The following is an 18,555-nucleotide window of genomic DNA, read 5'->3' as shown; positions in this document are numbered from 1 at the left end:
ACTCCGCTCTCACTACCACGACATCAATCTCCGGGCAGGGGGATGGCAAAACATAAAAGGCTCCGGCAGCCAAAGACTGACCGGAGAAACACGGGATAAAGGCCGGTGCACACCGGCCACAAGATACGAAACCTAATACAGGAAATAACGAAATCAGAACGTCAGGCTTATGCCTCGACAGGAGCGCGCCAGTCGTCAGCACCAGAGGTACCGGCAACGGTGTGCTCCCAGTCAATCTTGCGGTAAGCAAGAGAGACCTGAATAAGCTGGGTGAAGTCGGATTTCGCCGGGTCTTGGCAATGCGGCATCTGGCAGTCGATGTCAACGATGGTGGCATCGGTCAGCACGGTAGAGAAGAAGTGCTCCTGCTTGCCTTCCACAGAGGTGCGGTACCACTTCAGGGTCACTTTCGGCAGCATCTCGCCGGAAGCCAGGGAGTTGTACATCAGCGGCACAGCTTTGTTCAGCGCAACGGTGAACTTGAACGGCTTGTGGACACGCTGACCAGCAGGCTGACCGGATTGCGGGTCAGTCGGCACGGTGACAACGTGCTGGAACTCTTGTACCAGCATCTCATCTTCGTGACCTTGTACGAAGATGTTGCCGACGGAGTCGGAGGTAAAGGCACCGGCAGTGATGTTGCCCTGGGTTTTACCTTCAATGCTGATATAACATGGAGTTGGCATGTGTATGCTCCTAAATAGGTTGGTTAAATGAGCTAGCACTCGACCAAACCCTTAGTAGTGACCATGCCAATTTTTTTATCCGTTAATTATCAACACCTTAAGAAAAACCACCACGACGCAGCCCTAGCCAACAGCAAGATATTGCGCCAGATAGTCCATTACGCCAGCAAAAGTTACACTTTTAGCATTAAATTCCATATACTGAGCAACTTGTTGCACAAGACAGAACTATTGACCACCATCATCCACATTCCCCACTAACGCAGCATCGATGTTGAGCCGCACCAGCCCCTGCTTGAGCACCCAGAATATCGCCTGGCCCTTACCCCCAGCCTCTCGAGGATACGCTTGAGGTGAAAGGAAACTGCGCACTCAATTGTTACTCCCCCCGAAACACTGATATCCCTGCCCACGGCGCTTGGATTCCTTTTTGGCAAGGTATGCTGCATGGAGCAGCACTTTTTTTATAGCCACAGGATCATCTGAGAAAACTTCGTGCTGTCCCTCCTCTGACAGTTGAACCAACCCTCTCCTCCTACAAAAATCAATTGATACATCCGCTTCAAAGACGACTCGATGCCAAGCTACTCTAAGCTTGTTTGCCAGATTCATATTCTCAGACTTAAAGTTCCCCAGAGAGTAATAGGCATCCCCATTTAAGAAAAACATCAAGTGATAGTGAGGAACGACAGCCTCTGCTGTTTGCTCCCTCGCCCAAACATATCTAATTTCTGTTTTGCGAACTCTTTTCCCATTTGTAGCTTGGCGCATCTGATCCAGCACAAACAGTTTTTCAAGTTCCGCAAAGAATGCTTTCAGCACAGCGCCATGATAACGTGAACTGCCTTCTGATAGGATCCTGGTAAAAACATTATCAGGGAAGCGAAGGTCAACTCTAAAAGCAAAGACCCTAGAGTATTGAGTAAAAGCATCATTCATCACAGCAACAATTTTACTGAGGTTATCCTTATCGAAAGTATACCCATTTTTCTGGAAGTGGCGTTCAGCCGCCACTCGATATTCATTAAGAGTGTCAAACATATTAAACTCCATAGATAAAAGCATGGCCACATGCAGCGAATGTATGCCTGCATTAAAATTAAGGTAGCAGTTTGCAAGTGTGTACTAGCACACTTTCATTGAAGGTTTGAAACAGTGCTATCAACTTAGCGATATGATGGGTTATGGATTTTGGTATGCTGATGGTTACGACATCCACATGTTTGTACTGTCGATCTGCATACTGTGTATGCAGTTTTATTCGGTGTTTATTTTTACTCCTTATTTATATATTACTATTGCCGACACCAAAGTATTGAATGTAAAACCAACCTAATAACTCTAGCCCCTGATAGGACAAGACTTGTAGCATCAGCAACGAACTAATTCATTCCAATTACCCGTCAGAAATTATCCCTAGCGAAGATTTATTTTCTCTTCAATCCACAACTCTATTTCAGAGCTAACCCAAGCAACAGATCTTGGGCCGATCTTGACTGACGCTGGAAATTTCCCGTCATTCATCTGACGATAAACTGATGCCTTAGAGAGTGATGTCATTGCGATGACATCCTTCAATTTAAGTAACTTCATGATGAGCTCCTTTTGTCGTCCATACAAGGAGTCCCTCACGTAAAAAACATATATCATAAAAACGAAACAAATAAGTATTACATTTTTATTGTGCGCACGCTAAACATCGTAATCTGTAGCATACACATCTCTATGAAACTGGTGTTTACACACATGGATAAGCAATGAACATGCGATTGGTGATCTTATATACACGTGTTTAAAGCATTATCATGAACTGGATACTGTTTACCCTTATAGATAGCTGCACACTGAATGTTGAAGTGGGCATGGCTCTTCAATGTTGAACCCGCCCCTTCTCATCTCGTCCGGCTGTAGCTCTCATTAAATCCGTAATCCTAAAAAGCCACTCCACTGCTGACACTCTTTCATAGGCTCATCACTCACAGGATCAATAGACAGCAATGGCAGGTCATTTCAACGACATGCTGGCTCTACCTTCAGGAACTGCATGCTAGTGCGAAGAAAACGAAGAAATCATGATGCTTCATGTCAAAAAATCACACTAAAATCAATTGATAAACAATCTAAAATCAGTTAAAAACACATCACAAAAGAACGCAAAACAATCAACCAATTACTAAGTAACAAGCGAGTTCCCCACTATGTCAAAGAGTATCAATCGACCGCTATTCAACCTGAGCAAACGGGAATTAAATCTAGTTTGCAACATTCACCATGTTGATATAAATAAATTCAAACCGCTGGACTTATATGTGGATGATTTATTGTCTGCGATATTTAATAATCGCCAAAACGTACATAACCGAGTAAACCTAAAAAATATCCACAGCCATTTAGGAACAAATAACATCATTGTCCCACGTGAATCCCCTGAGTATTTTAAGGTGATGGCAAATGCAGAGTGTCTAGATCGTTCACACTTCGAATGGATTAACACTAATAATAATCGATTATGCAATTTTTTATGGGCATATGTGAATAGCGCTAAAACCCGAACATATAATAAAATCATCCATAGTAATTTATCCCTTGGGGATAATAAACCGCAGTCCATAAATGGACATGAACTTTACCTACCAGAAAATGCAATCATTGCGGAAAGCAACTCAAATGAATTTTATGAAAATAATGACTTTTACACTTTTGACAATATCTACAGGTTTAACTCCTCTATACCTAAAAGCAACGATGAAATAAAGGATAATGTCATTTCATATTTTGATACATGGAATGTTTTATTGGATGAAAAAGCAGAAAGCATAAAGACCCTTGAAAATAAATGGAGTTTTATAAAAAACAATGACGACATTGAAATTTGGATAACTTTGCAAGAACTAGAAAAAACTAACTGGGCATGGTCTTATATACATAAGACAAAAACACCAAGCTGGTTTATAAACAATGGTAACACACATGACAAACGCAATGGGATAATTGCTACCTTTGATTTACTTCATGAATATAAATACAAAAGGGTACTGTTAAAGAAAAACATGCAATCAGCTTGGTCACAAAAGGCATATCGTGATAAAAACAATGGTAAAAAGGCAGTAAGTATTGTGCTATCTGAAGATATCATTAAAAAATTAGACTTCATTTGTCAAAATACAGATAGAAGAAAAAATGAGGTAGTCACAAGACTAATACGAGAAGAATATGAACAAATAAAAAAAGACGGACACTAGTCCGCCTTTTTTTATTTTACTTTTCTTACGAACTCAATAACATTCCCATGAAGATTAGTTTTTTTCGGCTCATTTTCTACTTCTAGTTCAACCAACTCGCCCCAGCGTTGCCATAGCATTTTTTTCTTATCATCATGTCGCGAACGATGATAGGTTCTAACCAATTTATTTAGTGGGAGATGATTCAGACATAATTCTATCACTCTCTCTTCTGCATCTAATCTCTCAGCCCAATTTGTTGCAGCACTACGCCGTAAATCATGTACAGTAAATGGTTCCATGTCAGATAAAGAGCGAGAAATAAATCGCCTTAAAGCTCTGGTTATCGAGTCAACTAAAATTGGTTCAATTACGTCACTTTTAGGTCTATCTGATTCAAAAACGAAGTCCCCGTTTACATATAGTGCCTGTTCATCAATCAACGCTTTCGCCTGTCGAGATAAGAATACCGAATGAGGCTTCCCATTCTTAGTATCAGGGATCGTCCAGATATCATCTCTAATATGTGAAAAACGCATATTAGCGACTTCGCCTCTACGACATCCGGTCAGTATCAATAGCTTGATCGCATTCGCTGCTGGCAGAGAAATAGTGGCATGGCGAGAAACGCCACGCCCTCCAGCCTCCAAGCTACCACCACTTCCAAGATCCTCATCAATCGCCTTCCATAGCCTGCGCAATTCGGGGACTGTCAGCCATCTCTCTCTTGGCGAACCGGCACTGGCACCAAAATCCTTGGGTCGCAACAGTCTCGCAGGGTTGGCCTCGATCAGGCAGTGAACTACCGCATAATCCAACATCTGGTTCAGCGTTCCCAGCCCCTTACGGGTTTCATCTTTTGTTGCACGTCGAGTGATCTCTAACGCTTGCGCCAAGTGGGCACGAGTCAGATCGATTAGACGAATATTACCCAAGCTCTTCTTAAGGTGACGATTCCAACGCTCCTGATGGCACTGGAGAGTCTTTGGTTTGACGGCCTGGGCAACATGCTGCGCTTCGAGCCATCGCCCAAGTAACTCATCCATCGTCAGGGCGGTTTCATTTTTAGCCTTTTCACTAGCAACATGCTTGCGTGGATCTATCCCTTTCTTTACCAAGGCAGCCAGCTCTGCATGCTCAAGCCTGGCTCGCGCCAACGACAATGCAGGGTAATTACCCAGCACAACTGCCGCCTGAGTACCAGCAATCCGATAACGATATACAAACCGCTTGCTCTTCCCAGCCCTAACTTCAATGGCTAATCCACCGCCATGGGGAGATTTCACCGCATAGCGGGTAATCGAAGCCTCCCCTTGCAAAATCAATGAGGGGATCTCTCGATCCTGAGTTACCGGTTTTCTTGCCATAGCATTCTCTCCCCCCTGTTTGGGGTACCACTTGGGGTACCACAGCAAACATGATATAGGGTGAGACTTCATGAAACTAGCTGAAACCCACAAAATGAAAAATAAACATTAAAAACAATGTATTACAATCTATTCTTCAACTTTATAAAACCTTCTGAAACACTACCGACCTTGGCTCCTAAGGGACAGGCCACTGGTTCGACTCCAGTCGGGAGCACCATATAAAACAAGGGGTTAGCATCTTCATGGCGCTAACCCCTTGGTCGTTTTTGGCTTGGGTGTTTCTGCACATCCCAAATTCTCGAATGTGTCATCTTTTGTTACGGTATCTCTGCGTCAGCCTTGAGTACTAGGCAGACCATACAAGAACAGCGCTTACCATTCCTTAAGCGAATGGAAGCCCTGCATTGACCTTTTCGCCATGGAAAGAGTAAATGAGCAATGGATATCTACCGCTCATGTAGCCGCCACTTTACCTTCGAGATGCTGTTTCACTGTGGTGAAACGTGGCAGCGTATTCAATGCCCCAACTTACCCGAGCAAAATGACAGCTGGTTGGCCTACCGTGAACTGGCTACCCATATTCTCGACCCGCTGGTATACATGTTCGGACCCCCGTCACTCACCTACGGGTTCTGCGGGACGCTGCTGCGTAAAACGATTCTGGCCAACCCCTCCCCCGGCATAGCCCCCAGGGCGAGAGCGTGAACATATTGTTAAAATTCACCCAATTTGTTGAGGCCAGCATTGAGTACCTTTTCCAGGTATTCACTGCTCATTCCTGCAATCTTTTGCTTCCGTCTGATGCTCGCTTTGCGTGAAGTTTCAGCCCTGAGCATGTTCAGCCCCATGTGCCGGATGCACGCAAGGATCTCTGCGGCATCACCGCGATAAATTGGGCAATCGTCCTCGCCCATCGTGACGTCCAGCACCCAGTGCAGGCTATTTTCGATGGCCCAGTGCCCACGTACCGCTCGTGAAAACTCATCCCGCGTCAGCGCTTTGGAACTGATGTAATAACGCTGTTCAAGAGTGATTTTTTCCATTTTTTCAATGCGATAAGAGATGGCCACGCCAATGCTGCACAACTGTTCCCAATGAGGAAACTGGGCAGCTAACTCACCCGCCGCCATGATATGGTACTCACGACCATCGATGCGCCCATGAGCCTTATCAAGTGTCATCGTTGCTGCGCATAATGGGGTAGCCGCCAGCGGGGCCAGGGCTTGCCGGACCGCCTCGAACAACTTGGGCTGGTTGCCTTTGACGGCCAACAAGTAATCGCCACTTTGCTGGAGGATGGTCTCGACGATCTCGGTTTGGCACCCCATCGCATCGATGGATACCAGGCAGCCTTTGATGTCGAGCAACGCCAACAAGTCGGGAATGGCGGTGATTTCATTGGACTTGGCGTCGGTTTTTATCTGTCCGAGCACCAGTTTATTAGCGGCGGCATAGGCGCTTACCATGTGAATGGTCGACGTTCGATCTTCACGGTTATAGGAACTGCGCAGGGTTTTGCCATCGATAGCGACCAAGGCGCCTTCGGTGTGCTGGTTGATGGCTTGAGTCCAACGTACGAACGCGGCCTGAAACGGCTCTGGTTTGATACCGGAGATGATCCTGGCGATGGTGTCATGGACAGGAATACCATTTTTAAACAGCCCCTTGGATTGAAACCAAGGAAGATGAACCTCACCGAAATCTTCAATATCTTCCCAGCCGTCTGCGCCACCGATCACTGCGCAGACGGTGAGAAACAGGACATCGTAGAAAGGATAATAAATCTTGGCATGCTGGCGAGGGTCGGGAATATCATCGAAAAACTGAGCAAAAACAGCATCAATAGACATGAAGGCACTCCTGAAAAAGGAGCATAAGATCACAGCTGGATCGCAGGGTCAAACCTGTTTTTCTTGGTCAAAAAACGTTCGCGATCTTGCCCTGGCATAGCCCCCACCCTTGATCAGCATGCAGCCAGTGAACTCAACAAGCAGGGGCGACTTGTCTGTCCTCGGCAAGGGGCTGCTATTGACTTGATATACCCAAGGAAAAACAGCTATCAGATTGCCCTGTGGCTGGCTCAACACACCCCGTTTGATCGTCTCTATCTCTATGGACCGAAGCAGAGTCGCAGGCACAGCAGGCCGCCAAAGCGCTGCTCTATCAGATTGCCGACATTTCCCTCATCAACCAGGCCTGCGAGCTGGCCCATCAACAGCTACCCAACAACCTGTTCTATCCCAGCCATTCACTGCTGCTGCACAAATGCTTTATTGCACAATTGCCGCCGCTGCTGCGTGTCTACCTGGGGGCGGCTTGCCAACTCTATGGTGACTTGACCGATATCGATGTGATCAAACTGCACATTCGCTCCGGCAAGGTGAGCCTGATGGGGTATGACGACTTCAGCAAGCCCATTCCCTATCTGGTGGAGCGAGTGAAGATCAAGATGGCCGAGCAGGAGGTCGATTTCTTTGACTATATCAATGCGCAGACTCGGCCAACCAAACGTTTGAAAAGGACCACCTCACAAGAGGTGGCCCTTTGTTATCAAGCTTTAAAGCCTCATAAAAAGCGCAGGGGAATATCCACACTAGGGGCTGTTACATCCACAAACTCGTCAATACCACGCCACAACCGGGCATGCTCACGGACGGCCTGCTGATAGGCCCAAGTGGCGATGGCAGTAGAACGCTCGGCATCGACGCTCACCAAGGGGGCCAACTCGCCAGTAAGGTACGCCCCATGAGTCAGGATATTCTGCTCGTACCAGGTATCCCTGTGCTCGGGAGCGGCGAGAAAATCCAGTTTGCTCCGGTTACAGTTGGCGTGTGCCAGTACGAAGTTGTGGCCCAAATCGATTGGATAACGACGCCAGGGAATGAAATGGTCTACCTCGCCAGTCCCGTGTATCGCCTTGTTACAGTAAAAACAGGTTCCCCCCTGCAAGTCCCTCAATACTTCCCCTACCCGCCCCAGCGCCTGACGGCTTGAACCAAAGAGAAAATTCTCCAGCCCCACGCTTGGGCCAATCAGTGGCTGATTCCCCTTGATGTCGCAGATAAGCTGCAGCCAATGCTGTCGGGAGAGGGAGACCACCAGATCGTAAAAGCGGTGGAGACAGTAGAGAATGCCGGGGTTAAGGCAGATATGATCCGCGCCCCTTTGATGAGGATAGAGGTGGCACTCCTCTCGCCCACCCAGGATCTGCAGACGCCACAAGGGACCCTCAATAAGGATGCGTCGAACTCGGGCAAGGAGAGGCTGCCAAGCGTCGTGACGACGCAGTGCAGTCACCGAACGGACACCCTCTTCACGCAGCCGTGACAACTCCGTCAGCATGATGGCCTGACGACCGCTGCTCTGCTTGAGCAAGGTAGCCGTTTCTCCCGTCGCCGAGTAGGGCAGACTGTGCTGCCAATAGAGCTCCACAAACTTGGTGGCCAGTTCGTCCAGCGTAATGGTGCGCGCCGCAGTCAGATCATGGGTCTCGCTGCTGCGCTCAATCGCGATATCTGCAATCCCGTGGAGCAAGGCGCACTTGTAAGTGGCAACAAAATCGCCTTCGGTAAAGATGCGTTGCAAATAAGCAATAAAGGCGAGTTGCTGCTCAGGAGAGGCGTGCATGCTCGCCCCCAAGGATCAGACTCTGCCAACTCAACCCGGTACGCGCCAAGGCGTCCCCCTGTGGTTCTGACACATGGAGCAGTGTCATCCCCTCCCCCAATGCAAGCTGCTCGACGTCATCGGCAGCCACCGGGTACATGGCTCGCTCCCGCATCTCCTGCTCCGATACAACCAGGCGAAGACTCAGTACCAGATAACCATCTGGTGAGAGCAGCTCATGAAGACGTGCCAGCGCCAAGGGGCGAGACTCCGGGGGTAGATGCATCCAGACAGCACTGAGCAAAATCAGATCAAAAGTGCCTGTTACGCCAGAGAGAGCAGGCATAGCGTCATTGACCCACGCCACCGCAGCCTCACGGGTATGACATTGCCCCTGTAGAGCGAGTGCCTGACAGGGCTCGACAGCGACCACACAGTGGCCCCGATGGAGCCCGGCTAAAAACGCGGCATCACGACCACTGCCAGCCCCCACATCGAGCAACCTGCGCGGCGCAGCCAGGAGCCAAGGTTCCAGCAGAGTGAGCCAGTCGCCGTGAACAGCGCGAGCAGATACCTGCTGGTAACGGGTCGCCAATTCGGTGGCGTGGCGCTGGTAGTAATCGAGGGACACAATGCGTTCCGATCGGAGAAGGAAGGGAAATAGTCTCACAAGATCAGTGGGTTGACCATGACAAGGACGACACTTTCCAAACATGAGCCATTAAGGATGCAGGGACATTTACCAAAACGGGATGCCAGCCAAAAGAACTGAGACCAGAGGGCTCTGAATGATGCCACCGTTCAACATTTCGGGTAATATTCGGCCAACTCACTGATCTTTTGGCACTTATTATCGCCATGAGAGGCCAACGCCAGATGGAGATGGCTATTGATGAACTCGACTGATGTCGTGGCCCTGTTTGGGGATGACAAGATTCTTTCCTTTGACCTTGAACTGACCCGGGATGAAAAGCTCCGTCATCTGGGTGCACTCCTGGCTGATCGTGAGCTCAATCTCAAGGGCCCGCAGGATCTCTCCCTCAAGGAGTTAAATGCGCTGGCACAAGAGGCTGATGTGGTCCTTGGCCACAATACCACTAGAAAATGCGTCTTTGTATGACTCTGGATCTTCAGGGGCCCTTCGTCAACACACGCCAGACATCAGACAAACGCTCCCTCATCCCGGCTCGTACAGGGGAGCATTGCTCCTGATGCTGCTGTCACGTCTCTCTATACTTCAGCGATATTGACCCACCCCGGCAACCTGTATTTTGACCGGTCACTGTAGAGGAGGCCCACATGTTCAGACTACTGGCACTACTGCTCTGTCTGATCGCGCCCGTCCGGGCCATCACCCTGACCCCGCTGGTCGAAGGGCTTTCCCATCCCTGGGGTCTGGTGCTGTTGCCTGGCGGGGAGTTTCTGATCAGCGAACGGACAGGCCGTTTGCTGCGCATCGATCCGCAAGGGGAGCGCCATTCGGTGCAGGGGCTGCCTCCCATCACCAGCGCCGGTCAGGGGGGATTGCTCGACCTGGCCCAGGACAAGGAGGGCTGGATCTATCTGAGCTACAGCGAACCGGGTGAGGGCGGTGCAGGCACGGCAGTGGCCCGTGCCAAATTGCAAGATGACAGACTGCACCAGTGGCAACTGCTGTTTCGCCAGCAGCCGAAAATGAGCGGGGGGGCCCACTTTGGTGCCAGGCTGCTGACAGGGGACGATGGCTACCTCTATATCACGCTGGGAGATCGCTATCAGGGGCGAGATCAGGTCCAATCCCTCGATAACCACCTGGGCAAGACCATACGCCTGCATCTTGATGGCCGGGTGCCACAAGACAACCCCTTTGTACAGCACGCCGGAGCCCTGCCCGAGATCTGGAGCCTGGGTCATCGCAACATGCAGGGGGCAGCCCTGCACCCCGTCACTGGCCAGTTCTGGGCCCACGAACACGGTCCCCAGGGCGGCGATGAGGTCAACCTGATCCTGCCTGGCCGCAACTATGGCTGGCCCAGCGTCAGTTTTGGCGAAGAGTATGGCGGCGGCAAAATTGGTTCGGGCACTGCGGCCCCCGGTATGGTACCGCCAAAGTGGATCTGGGTTCCCTCCATCGCCCCCTCCGGCATGACGTTTTATCAAGGCACCCTGTTCAAGGAGTGGCAGGGCGACCTGCTGGTCGGTGCCTTGCGGGGTCAGGCCCTGTTGCACCTGAAGATGGAGGGAGACAAGATAGTCGCGCAAGAACGCCTGCTGACCGAGCTGGGGGCACGGATCCGCACAGTCAAGGAAGGACCGGATGGCGCCATCTATCTGCTAACCGATGCCCCTGACGGACGCTTGCTAAAACTGATTCCCTAACTCACCTGAGAGGAAACAAGATGAAACACATGAAATATGGGCTGCTGCTCTGCTGCGTCCTCTTGATGGGCTGCAACACCGTCAGTGGTATCGGCAGGGATATCGAAAAAGCGGGGGAAGTGATCCAGCGCTCCGCCAGTAAATAGGGCGTGGGCAGTGAGCCGCCTAACCGGCGGCCTGCTGCTCTGCCAACCAGGACACCAGCGTGAGCTTGACGCCATGTTGGGCCAGCACCTCTCGGGCGCTCTCCGGCAGTTGTCCATCCGTGATCACCTGATCGATCACTTCCCATCCCACCACGTTGAAAGTCCCCACCTTGCCATATTTGGACGAGTCGCAGATGAGTATGCGGGTAGCGGCCGCCTCCACCACGGCGCGCTTGACCGGCACCTTCTGTTCGCTGGGGGTGGAGATCCCCATGGCATCCCAGGAGGACGCCGACAAAAACGCCATATCAAGGTGCAGATTGCGCAGGAAATGGGCGGTCGCCTCACCGGCGCAGGACTGATTCTCCCGAATGACCTGGCCCCCGGAGTGATAGAGGCGGCAACGACCATGCTCGATGAGGTAGGCACAAACCATAAAGTCGTTGGTCACTATCATCAGATCTTCCCGCTGCGCCAGTTCGCGGGCCAGTTCGAGGGAGGTGGTGCCGGCATCCAGATAGATGGTGCTGCCCTGCGCCACCTGGGCGGCCGCGTTGCGTGCAATGGCCAGCTTGGCCTCCTGCATCAGGCTGCGCTTGGCGGCATGGGAGGGTTCGCTCTTGATACGCGGGGAGAGACTCACCCCTCCCGAAACAGAGAGCACTCGCCCCTGCTCTTCCAGCTTCTGGATGTCGCGCCTGATGGTCATGTGGGAGACCTGTAGCCGCTCGGTCAGTTCGGTGATGCTGACGGCACCGCGCTCGGCCAATAGGTGCAGTATCTGTTGCTGTCTCTCTACGGGGATCATGGGCAATCCGTAACGGTAAAACGGGTGTTCATGTTACCCCAGTGGAATGGGAAATTTTGATAAAAAATCCTCCCTCCGCTCACGCCTCACATAAATTCACACAAAAACGACATCCAAAGCCATCCAATTGGCTCCAGACATTCATAAATAACAAAAATTAACACATCGATAGTTAATATTTGTGATGTCAGCCTGATTTTTAACCACAACAACCCCTTACTATCGGCTCATCCGTTGTAATCGAGGAATAGACAGATGAGCAGACCCTACCACGTAGCCGTCATCGGCCTGGGCGCCATGGGCATGGGCGCCGCCCGATCCTGCTTACGGGCCGGACTTGCCACCTATGGCATTGATCTCTCTGAAACCGCCCGGGAGCAGTTGCAAGCAGCCGGTGCGACCGCCGTCATGGCCGATGCCCGCCCCCTGGCAGAAGCACTGGATGCCGTCCTGCTGCTGGTGGTCAACGCCGCCCAAGTGCGCCAAATCCTGTTTGGCGAGAGCGGCCTGGCCGCCCACCTCAAGCCGGGCACAGGCGTCATGATCTCCTCCACCATCGCTGCTGATGAAGCCGCAGCCCTGGCACACGAGCTGGCCGGGCTGGAGCTGCTGATGCTGGACGCCCCCGTCTCCGGCGGTGCCATCAAGGCCGATGCGGGTGAGATGACGGTGATGGCCGCCGGCTCCGACGCCGCCTTTGCACGCCTGCAGCCGGTGCTCGACGCCGTGGCCGGCAAGGTCTACCGGGTCGGCAGCGAGCCGGGTCAGGGCAGCACGGTCAAGATCATCCATCAGCTGCTGGCAGGGGTGCATATCGCCGTGGCCGCCGAGGCCATGGCGCTGGCCAGCCGGGCAGGCATCTCCCTCGACCTCATGTATGACGTGGTGACCCATGCCGCAGGCAACTCCTGGATGTTCGAGAACCGCATGGCCCGAGTGCTGACCGGTGACTACCAGGCCCGCTCCGCAGTCGACATTTTCGTCAAGGATCTCAATCTGGTGGCCGACACGGCGCGGATTCTGCACTTCCCGCTGCCGCTGGCAAGCACGGCGCTCAACATGTTCCTCACCGCCAGCAACGCCGGTCACGGCAAGGAAGACGACAGCGCCGTCATCAAGATCTTCGACGGCATCAGCCTGCCGGGTATGGAGGGCACAGCATGAAACTTGGTGTCATCGCAGACGACTTCACCGGGGCCACCGACATCGCCGGTTTTCTGGTGGAAAACGGCCTCGCCACCATCCAGTTTTCCGGCATTCCGGCAGAGGCGGATCTGACGGGGGTTGACGCCGTGGTGATCAGCCTCAAGAGCCGCTCCTGCCCGACCAGCGAGGCGGTCCGCGACTCCCTAGCCGCCCTCGACTGGCTCAAAGCGCGCGGTTGCCCGCGCATTTACCAGAAGTACTGCTCCACCTTCGACAGCACGGCGGCGGGCAATATCGGCCCGGTGACCGACGCCCTGCTGACGGCGCTGGACAGCCGACTCACCCTGATCTGCCCGGCGCTGCCGGTCAACGGCCGCACCGTCTATCAGGGCAACCTGTTTGTTGGCACCCAGCCGCTCGCCGAGTCGGGTATGCGCCACCATCCCATCACCCCCATGACCGACAGCAACCTGCTGCGGCTGATGGAGGCTCAGGCCGAGGGGCGTGCAGGTCTGGTCCCGTTCACCACCATCAGTCAGGGACCCAGCGCCATTGCCGACGCCTTTGAGCAGCTGGCAGCCGACGGGGTGCGCTACGTCGTGGTCGACACCCTCACCGAGCAGCACCTGTTGGACATCGCGGCCGCTGCCCTCGACATGCCGCTGGTGACCGGCGGCTCCGGGCTCGCCATCGGCCTGGCCCGCCTGCTCGGCGACGGTAATCGGGCTGCCGCCCGCGAGGCTGGAAGACCCCTTTGCAAGCGCGCCGTGGTGTTGTCGGGATCCTGCTCCGAGATGACCAATCGCCAGGTGGCCTGCTACCAGACCATGGCACCGTCCCTGGCTCTCGATGTGGCGGCATGCCTGACACAGGCCGATTACCCGGCCGAGCTGGCCCGCTGGGTATTGAGTCAGCCGGCAACGCCGGCCCCCATGATCCACGCCACCACCAGCCCGAACGAGCTGGCCACCATTCAGGCCCGTTTTGGCCGCGAAGCGGCGAGCGAGGCGGTGGAGCTGTGTTTTGCGCAAGTTGCCGTGCAGTTGCGCGAGGCGGGGGTGGAGAGCTTCATCATCGCCGGCGGTGAAACCTCCAGCCGCATCACCCAGGCTCTGGGTATCGCCGCCTTCCACATCGGCCCTCAAATCGCCCCCGGAGTCCCCTGGGTGCGAGCCACCGATGCCCCTCTGTCACTGGCCCTCAAATCGGGCAATTTTGGTGACGAAACCTTCTTCAGCCGAGCACAGGAGTTCTTCCATGACTGAACAGGCACTGCGCGACACCATGGTGATGCTGGCTGCATCCCTTTTCGAACGAGGCTATGCCACCGGCGGTGCCGGCAACCTCTCGGCCAAGTTGCCGGACGGCACCCTGCTCGCCACCCCGACCGGCTCCTGCCTCGGCCGGCTTGATCCGGCACGCCTCGCCAGGGTGAGCATGAGCGGCGAGCACCTGGGGGGAGATAGCCCCTCCAAGGAGGTGGCCTTCCACCTCGCCATCTACCACAACAATCCGGACTGCCAGGCCGTGGTGCACCTGCACTGCACCTACCTCACCGCCCTCTCCTGTCTGGAGGGGCTGGATCCGGCCAATGTGATCCGCCCCTTCACCCCCTACTACGTGATGCGGGTCGGCCAGCTGCCGCTCATCCCCTACTACAAGCCGGGGGATGCGCGCATTGCCGAAGAGTTGGGGCGCCGCGCCGCTGGCGGCAACGCCTTCCTGCTGGCCAACCACGGTCCCGTGGTCACCGGCAAGGATCTCGTCGACGCGGTCAACAACATGGAGGAGCTGGAAGAGACGGCCCGCCTCGCCCTGCTGCTGCACGGCCAGCGGATCCGCTATCTGAGCGAGCCCGAGATCAACGAATTGAGGAGTCTGAAGCCATGAGCAAGTTTGCCGCCAATCTCACCATGCTGTTTACCGAGCTGCCGTTTCTGGAACGCTTCGCGGCGGCCCGCGAGGCTGGCTTCGAGGCGGTGGAGTTCCTGTTTCCCTACGCGTGGCCGGCCGCCGAGCTCGCCCGCCAGTTGCAGCAGTACGGTCTGACCCAGGCGCTGTTCAACATGCCGCCGGGTGACTGGGCGGCCGGGGAGCGCGGCATGGCCGCCATACCGGGGCGAGAAGCCGAATTTCGTGCTCACCTGCCCACCGTGCGTGACTATGCCCTGGCCCTTGGCTGCCGCAAGGTGCACGCCATGAGCGGCATCGTCGACCCGGCACACACTCTGGCTGCCCACCGCCAAACCGTGATCGATAACATCCGTTTCGCCGCCGATTTCCTGGCCAAAGACGGTATCAGGGTACTGCTCGAGCCGCTCAACGATCGGGACGTGCCCGGCTACTTCCTCGCCCATCAGCTCGATGCCCTGGCACTGGTGCAGGAGATAGACAGACCCAACGTTGCGGTGCAGCTCGATCTCTATCACGCCCAGATCATGGACGGGGATCTCACCCGCCTCATCGGCAAACTGGGCCCGGCCATCGGCCACGTCCAGATCGCCTCGGTGCCGGACCGTCACGAGCCAGACGAAGGGGAGATCGCCTACCCGCACCTGTTCAAGGTGCTCGAGCAGGCGGGCTACCACGACTGGATCGGCTGTGAATACAACCCCAGAGGCAATACCCGGCAAGGCCTGGCCTGGCTGGCACAACAATAACAACCCTAAACACGAACGAGTCTGAGGATAGCAAGATGCAGATCATTATCACCGGCGGAGGCGGTTTTCTGGGACAGAAGCTGGCTCATGCCCTGTTGCACAGTTCCCTCTCTTTCAGCGAGCTGTTGCTGGTGGACATTCAGGAGCCACAAGCCCTGGCCGACCCGCGAGTACGCTGCCTGCAGGCGGATCTGACCGCTCCCGGAGTGGCCGAATCGCTGATAAGCAAACATACCGCCATCGTCTATCACCTTGCCGCCATCGTCAGCAGCCATGCGGAACAAGACTTTGATCTCGGCTGGCGGGTCAACCTGGACACCACCCGCAGTCTGCTGGAGGCGTGCCGCCAGGCCCGCCCAGGCATCCGCTTCGTGTTCACCAGCTCGCTGGCCGTCTACGGCGGCCCGCTGCCGGAGGTGGTAGACGACGGCACGGCACTGACCCCGACCTCCTCCTACGGCGCCCAGAAGGCGATGGGGGAGCTGTTGGTCAACGACTACAGCCGCAAGGGCTACGTCGACGGCCTGGCGCTGCGCCTGCCCACCATCTGTGTGCGGCCCGGCAAGCCTAACCGCGCCGCCTCATCGTTTGTCAGCAGCATCATTCGCGAACCGCTACAGGGGGAACAAACCACCTGCCCGGTGAGCCCAGCGCTTCGCCTCTGGCTCTCGAGCCCCGCCACCGTGGTCAACAACTTCCTGCTGGCTGCCACGCTGCCCAGAGGGGATGGCCGCAGCATCAACCTGCCCGGCATCAGCGTCACCGTCGGCGAGATGCTGGACGCACTCACCGAGGCGGGTGGTCAGGCGGCCCGTGACAAGGTCAGTTTTGCCCATGACCCGGCCATCGAGCGCATCGTCGCCAGCTGGCCCGGACAAATAGACAACAGCCGGGCACTGGCATCCGGCTTCATGGCAGACAGGACGTTTGCCGGGATCATCGACAGTTTCATGACCCATGACCTGCAGGAGGCATCATGAGCACCATACCAACCCCCATCATTGGACTCATCATCGCGGTCTTCGTGCTGGTCTTCCTGGTAGTGCGTACCCGGGTACACGCCCTGATCGCCATGCTGGCCGCGGCCTGCATCGCCGGGATCACTGGCGGCATGAGCATCGACAAGACCCTCACCGTCATCACCCAGGGGTTTGGTTCGACCCTTGGCTGCATCGGCATCGTCATCGGCCTCGGCGTCATGATGGGACGCCTGCTGGAGGTGTCGGGCGCTGCCGAACAGATCGCCTACAGCTTCATCAAGTGGCTCGGCAAACGCCGCGAGGAGTGGGCCCTGGCCATCACGGGCTACGTCGTCAGCATCCCCATCTTCGTGGACTCTGCCTTCGTCATCCTCTATCCGGTGGCCAAGGCGCTGGCGAAAAGCGGCAAGCGCTCCCTGCTCACCCTGGGCGTAGCGCTGGCGGGGGGGCTGGTAGTCACCCACCACACTGTGCCGCCAACCCCGGGTCCCCTCGGTGTCGCCGGTCTGTTTGGCGTGGACATCGGCGCCATGCTCTTGATGGGCATGACCCTGGCCATCCCCTGCGTGCTCGGCATCGTCTTCTACGCCCAGTGGCTCGACAAGAAGTACCCCGAGTTCGCCGCCCAGGTCGCCAAGACGCCGGATGAACTCCAGTCCACCTACGAGCAGTACATCCAGGAGAAGGAGGGCAAGAGCCTGCCCAGTCTGACCCTGTCACTGCTACCGATCCTGGTGCCCATAGTGCTCATCTTCCTCAAGGCCATGCTCACCACCCTGGCCACCCTGGAAGGCATGGACGGCCTGGCCACCAACCCTCTGGTGCAGGGTGTCAACTTCATCGGCACCCCCATCATAGCGCTCGCCATCAGCGTGCTGCTGGCGGTCTATACACTAGTACCGCACATGGATCGCCACGCCACCGCCGCCCGTCTGGAAGAGGGGCTGCAATCGGCCGGTATCATCTTGCTGGTGACCGGTGCCGGTGGCGCCCTGGGTGCCGTGCTCCGTGACAGCGGTGCGGGCCAGCAGCTGGCCGAGCAGATCGCCCAGCTACCCATTTCCCCCATCCTGATCCCCTTCATCGTGGCGACCCTGGTGCGCCTGATCCAGGGCTCGGGTACAGTGGCCATGGTGACAGCGGCCTCTATTTCTGCGCCCATACTGGCCCAGATCCCGGGTGTCAACATGCTGCTGGCAGCCCAGGCAGCTACTATGGGGTCGCTGTTCTTCGGCTACTTCAACGACAGCCTGTTCTGGGTGGTCAACCGCATGATGGGTATCTCGGATGTCAAACAGCAGATGGTAGTCTGGTCCATCCCCACCACCATAGCCTGGGCCATTGGCGGCACCAGCGTGGCATTGCTCAACTTGCTGTTCGGTTCGGGCGGCACCTGGCTCGACCCCTTGCTGCCACTGGTGGTACTGGCGCTGATCATCTGGGGAGTAAGGCGTCAGCCAGTTACCCCCGTTGCCAATGCGGTAGTAAACAGTAAATAACCAGACCAAAACAGGGATGGTCAGGAGGGAGGGTCAGTCTGCTAGACTGGCCCTCTTTTTATTCATCTTGCAAAG

Annotated in this window: 19 protein-coding genes; 11 read left to right on the top strand and 8 right to left on the bottom strand. The window is 54.9% G+C overall.

Annotated features, from left to right (window positions below):
- Window positions 1-167: 167 nt before the first annotated feature.
- The 3 genes from hcp1 to WJM78_RS03700 all read right to left on the bottom strand — a co-directional run bounded on the left by hcp1 (window position 168) and on the right by WJM78_RS03700 (window position 2,279).
- Window positions 168-686 (bottom strand): type VI secretion system effector Hcp1, encoded by a 519-nt coding sequence (gene hcp1, locus WJM78_RS03710; RefSeq protein ID WP_339010171.1) that lies wholly within the window; start codon window positions 684-686, stop codon window positions 168-170.
- A 372-nt stretch (window positions 687-1,058) separates the two neighbouring features.
- Window positions 1,059-1,727: a YagK/YfjJ domain-containing protein gene (locus WJM78_RS03705; protein ID WP_181364662.1), complete on the bottom strand. Its 669-nt coding sequence runs from the start codon at window positions 1,725-1,727 to the stop codon at window positions 1,059-1,061.
- 375 nt (window positions 1,728-2,102) lie between these two features.
- Window positions 2,103-2,279, bottom strand: a complete 177-nt coding sequence (locus WJM78_RS03700; RefSeq protein ID WP_108536054.1) for a helix-turn-helix transcriptional regulator — start codon at window positions 2,277-2,279, stop codon at window positions 2,103-2,105.
- A gap of 605 nt (window positions 2,280-2,884) precedes the next feature.
- Here WJM78_RS03700 and WJM78_RS03695 point away from each other — a divergent pair.
- Window positions 2,885-3,928 carry a hypothetical protein gene (locus WJM78_RS03695; protein ID WP_339013715.1) on the top strand — a complete coding sequence of 348 codons (1,044 nt, stop codon included), beginning with the start codon at window positions 2,885-2,887 and terminating at the stop codon, window positions 3,926-3,928.
- A gap of 11 nt (window positions 3,929-3,939) precedes the next feature.
- Here WJM78_RS03695 and WJM78_RS03690 read toward each other — a convergent pair whose 3' ends face one another.
- Complete coding sequence (locus WJM78_RS03690) at window positions 3,940-5,274, bottom strand: tyrosine-type recombinase/integrase (protein WP_339013712.1); 1,335 nt, start codon at window positions 5,272-5,274, stop codon at window positions 3,940-3,942.
- Window positions 5,275-5,715: 441 nt separating this feature from the next.
- Between WJM78_RS03690 and WJM78_RS03685 the strand changes: the two genes are divergently transcribed.
- The gene (locus WJM78_RS03685; protein ID WP_339013709.1) at window positions 5,716-5,982 is read left to right on the top strand and encodes a hypothetical protein; all 267 of its coding nucleotides are present in this window, start codon (window positions 5,716-5,718) and stop codon (window positions 5,980-5,982) included.
- A gap of 8 nt (window positions 5,983-5,990) precedes the next feature.
- Here the strand turns inward: WJM78_RS03685 and WJM78_RS03680 are convergent, their stop codons facing one another.
- The 3 genes from WJM78_RS03680 to WJM78_RS03670 form a co-directional block, all read right to left on the bottom strand.
- Entirely contained in the window at window positions 5,991-7,127 is a 1,137-nt protein-coding gene (locus WJM78_RS03680; protein WP_339009338.1) for an ISAs1-like element ISKpn31 family transposase, read from the bottom strand.
- A 715-nt stretch (window positions 7,128-7,842) separates the two neighbouring features.
- Complete coding sequence (locus WJM78_RS03675) at window positions 7,843-8,904, bottom strand: HNH endonuclease (protein WP_339013706.1); 1,062 nt, start codon at window positions 8,902-8,904, stop codon at window positions 7,843-7,845.
- Window positions 8,888-9,514, bottom strand: coding sequence for a class I SAM-dependent methyltransferase (locus WJM78_RS03670; RefSeq protein WP_339013703.1), 627 nt, complete (start codon window positions 9,512-9,514; stop codon window positions 8,888-8,890). Before WJM78_RS03670 ends, WJM78_RS03675 begins: the two co-directional genes overlap by 17 nt.
- Before the next feature lie 261 nt (window positions 9,515-9,775).
- Here WJM78_RS03670 and WJM78_RS03665 point away from each other — a divergent pair, with 261 nt between their 5' ends.
- The 3 genes from WJM78_RS03665 (at window position 9,776) to WJM78_RS03655 (ending at window position 11,387) form a co-directional block, all read left to right on the top strand.
- Complete coding sequence (locus WJM78_RS03665) at window positions 9,776-10,003, top strand: hypothetical protein (RefSeq protein ID WP_339013700.1); 228 nt, start codon at window positions 9,776-9,778, stop codon at window positions 10,001-10,003.
- 179 nt (window positions 10,004-10,182) lie between these two features.
- Window positions 10,183-11,241, top strand: a complete 1,059-nt coding sequence (locus tag WJM78_RS03660) for a PQQ-dependent sugar dehydrogenase (RefSeq protein WP_339013697.1) — start codon at window positions 10,183-10,185, stop codon at window positions 11,239-11,241.
- A 20-nt stretch (window positions 11,242-11,261) separates the two neighbouring features.
- Window positions 11,262-11,387, top strand: a complete 126-nt coding sequence (locus WJM78_RS03655; RefSeq protein ID WP_084204580.1) for an entericidin A/B family lipoprotein — start codon at window positions 11,262-11,264, stop codon at window positions 11,385-11,387.
- 19 nt (window positions 11,388-11,406) lie between these two features.
- Here the strand turns inward: WJM78_RS03655 and WJM78_RS03650 are convergent, their stop codons facing one another.
- Window positions 11,407-12,195, bottom strand: a complete 789-nt coding sequence (locus WJM78_RS03650) for a DeoR/GlpR family DNA-binding transcription regulator (protein WP_339013693.1) — start codon at window positions 12,193-12,195, stop codon at window positions 11,407-11,409.
- A gap of 255 nt (window positions 12,196-12,450) precedes the next feature.
- Between WJM78_RS03650 and ltnD the strand changes: the two genes are divergently transcribed.
- Genes ltnD through WJM78_RS03620 form a run of 6 tightly spaced genes read left to right on the top strand, consistent with a single transcriptional unit; the run spans window position 12,451 to window position 18,480 of the window.
- On the top strand, window positions 12,451-13,359 hold the full coding sequence (gene ltnD / locus WJM78_RS03645; protein WP_339013690.1) for an L-threonate dehydrogenase: 909 nt from the start codon (window positions 12,451-12,453) through the stop codon (window positions 13,357-13,359).
- Window positions 13,356-14,606, top strand: a complete 1,251-nt coding sequence (otnK, locus tag WJM78_RS03640) for a 3-oxo-tetronate kinase (protein WP_339013687.1) — start codon at window positions 13,356-13,358, stop codon at window positions 14,604-14,606. The genes ltnD and otnK overlap by 4 nt, the downstream gene beginning before the upstream one ends.
- Window positions 14,599-15,231, top strand: coding sequence for an aldolase (locus WJM78_RS03635; protein ID WP_212513758.1), 633 nt, complete (start codon window positions 14,599-14,601; stop codon window positions 15,229-15,231). Before otnK ends, WJM78_RS03635 begins: the two co-directional genes overlap by 8 nt.
- Window positions 15,228-16,001 carry a 2-oxo-tetronate isomerase gene (gene otnI, locus WJM78_RS03630; RefSeq protein ID WP_339013681.1) on the top strand — a complete coding sequence of 258 codons (774 nt, stop codon included), beginning with the start codon at window positions 15,228-15,230 and terminating at the stop codon, window positions 15,999-16,001. The genes WJM78_RS03635 and otnI overlap by 4 nt, the downstream gene beginning before the upstream one ends.
- A 35-nt stretch (window positions 16,002-16,036) precedes the next feature.
- Entirely contained in the window at window positions 16,037-16,981 is a 945-nt protein-coding gene (denD, locus tag WJM78_RS03625) for a D-erythronate dehydrogenase (protein ID WP_275930343.1), read from the top strand.
- On the top strand, window positions 16,978-18,480 hold the full coding sequence (locus WJM78_RS03620; RefSeq protein WP_339013676.1) for a gluconate:H+ symporter: 1,503 nt from the start codon (window positions 16,978-16,980) through the stop codon (window positions 18,478-18,480). The genes denD and WJM78_RS03620 overlap by 4 nt, the downstream gene beginning before the upstream one ends.
- Window positions 18,481-18,555 lie beyond the last annotated feature (75 nt).

The sequence above is a fragment of the Aeromonas popoffii genome (assembly GCF_037818705.1).
GTDB classification, from domain to species: Bacteria; Pseudomonadota; Gammaproteobacteria; order Enterobacterales; family Aeromonadaceae; genus Aeromonas; species Aeromonas popoffii.
This window is presented reverse-complemented; position numbering and strand designations above follow the sequence as displayed.

Bases quoted from the DNA above. Each gene is read 5' to 3' on its own strand.
- otnI (WP_339013681.1), top strand. From the start codon at position 15,228: ATGAGCAAGTTTGCCGCCAATCTCACCATGCTGTTTACCGAGCTGCCG.
- WJM78_RS03620 (WP_339013676.1), top strand. From the start codon at position 16,978: ATGAGCACCATACCAACCCCCATCATTGGACTCATCATCGCGGTCTTC.
- otnK (WP_339013687.1), top strand. From the start codon at position 13,356: ATGAAACTTGGTGTCATCGCAGACGACTTCACCGGGGCCACCGACATC.
- WJM78_RS03705 (WP_181364662.1), bottom strand. From the start codon at position 1,727: ATGTTTGACACTCTTAATGAATATCGAGTGGCGGCTGAACGCCACTTC.
- WJM78_RS03655 (WP_084204580.1), top strand. From the start codon at position 11,262: ATGAAACACATGAAATATGGGCTGCTGCTCTGCTGCGTCCTCTTGATG.
- WJM78_RS03685 (WP_339013709.1), top strand. From the start codon at position 5,716: ATGGATATCTACCGCTCATGTAGCCGCCACTTTACCTTCGAGATGCTG.
- hcp1 (WP_339010171.1), bottom strand. From the start codon at position 686: ATGCCAACTCCATGTTATATCAGCATTGAAGGTAAAACCCAGGGCAAC.
- ltnD (WP_339013690.1), top strand. From the start codon at position 12,451: ATGAGCAGACCCTACCACGTAGCCGTCATCGGCCTGGGCGCCATGGGC.
- WJM78_RS03650 (WP_339013693.1), bottom strand. From the start codon at position 12,195: ATGATCCCCGTAGAGAGACAGCAACAGATACTGCACCTATTGGCCGAG.
- WJM78_RS03665 (WP_339013700.1), top strand. From the start codon at position 9,776: ATGAACTCGACTGATGTCGTGGCCCTGTTTGGGGATGACAAGATTCTT.
- WJM78_RS03660 (WP_339013697.1), top strand. From the start codon at position 10,183: ATGTTCAGACTACTGGCACTACTGCTCTGTCTGATCGCGCCCGTCCGG.
- WJM78_RS03675 (WP_339013706.1), bottom strand. From the start codon at position 8,904: ATGCACGCCTCTCCTGAGCAGCAACTCGCCTTTATTGCTTATTTGCAA.
- WJM78_RS03700 (WP_108536054.1), bottom strand. From the start codon at position 2,279: ATGAAGTTACTTAAATTGAAGGATGTCATCGCAATGACATCACTCTCT.
- WJM78_RS03690 (WP_339013712.1), bottom strand. From the start codon at position 5,274: ATGGCAAGAAAACCGGTAACTCAGGATCGAGAGATCCCCTCATTGATT.
- WJM78_RS03635 (WP_212513758.1), top strand. From the start codon at position 14,599: ATGACTGAACAGGCACTGCGCGACACCATGGTGATGCTGGCTGCATCC.
- WJM78_RS03680 (WP_339009338.1), bottom strand. From the start codon at position 7,127: ATGTCTATTGATGCTGTTTTTGCTCAGTTTTTCGATGATATTCCCGAC.
- WJM78_RS03695 (WP_339013715.1), top strand. From the start codon at position 2,885: ATGTCAAAGAGTATCAATCGACCGCTATTCAACCTGAGCAAACGGGAA.
- denD (WP_275930343.1), top strand. From the start codon at position 16,037: ATGCAGATCATTATCACCGGCGGAGGCGGTTTTCTGGGACAGAAGCTG.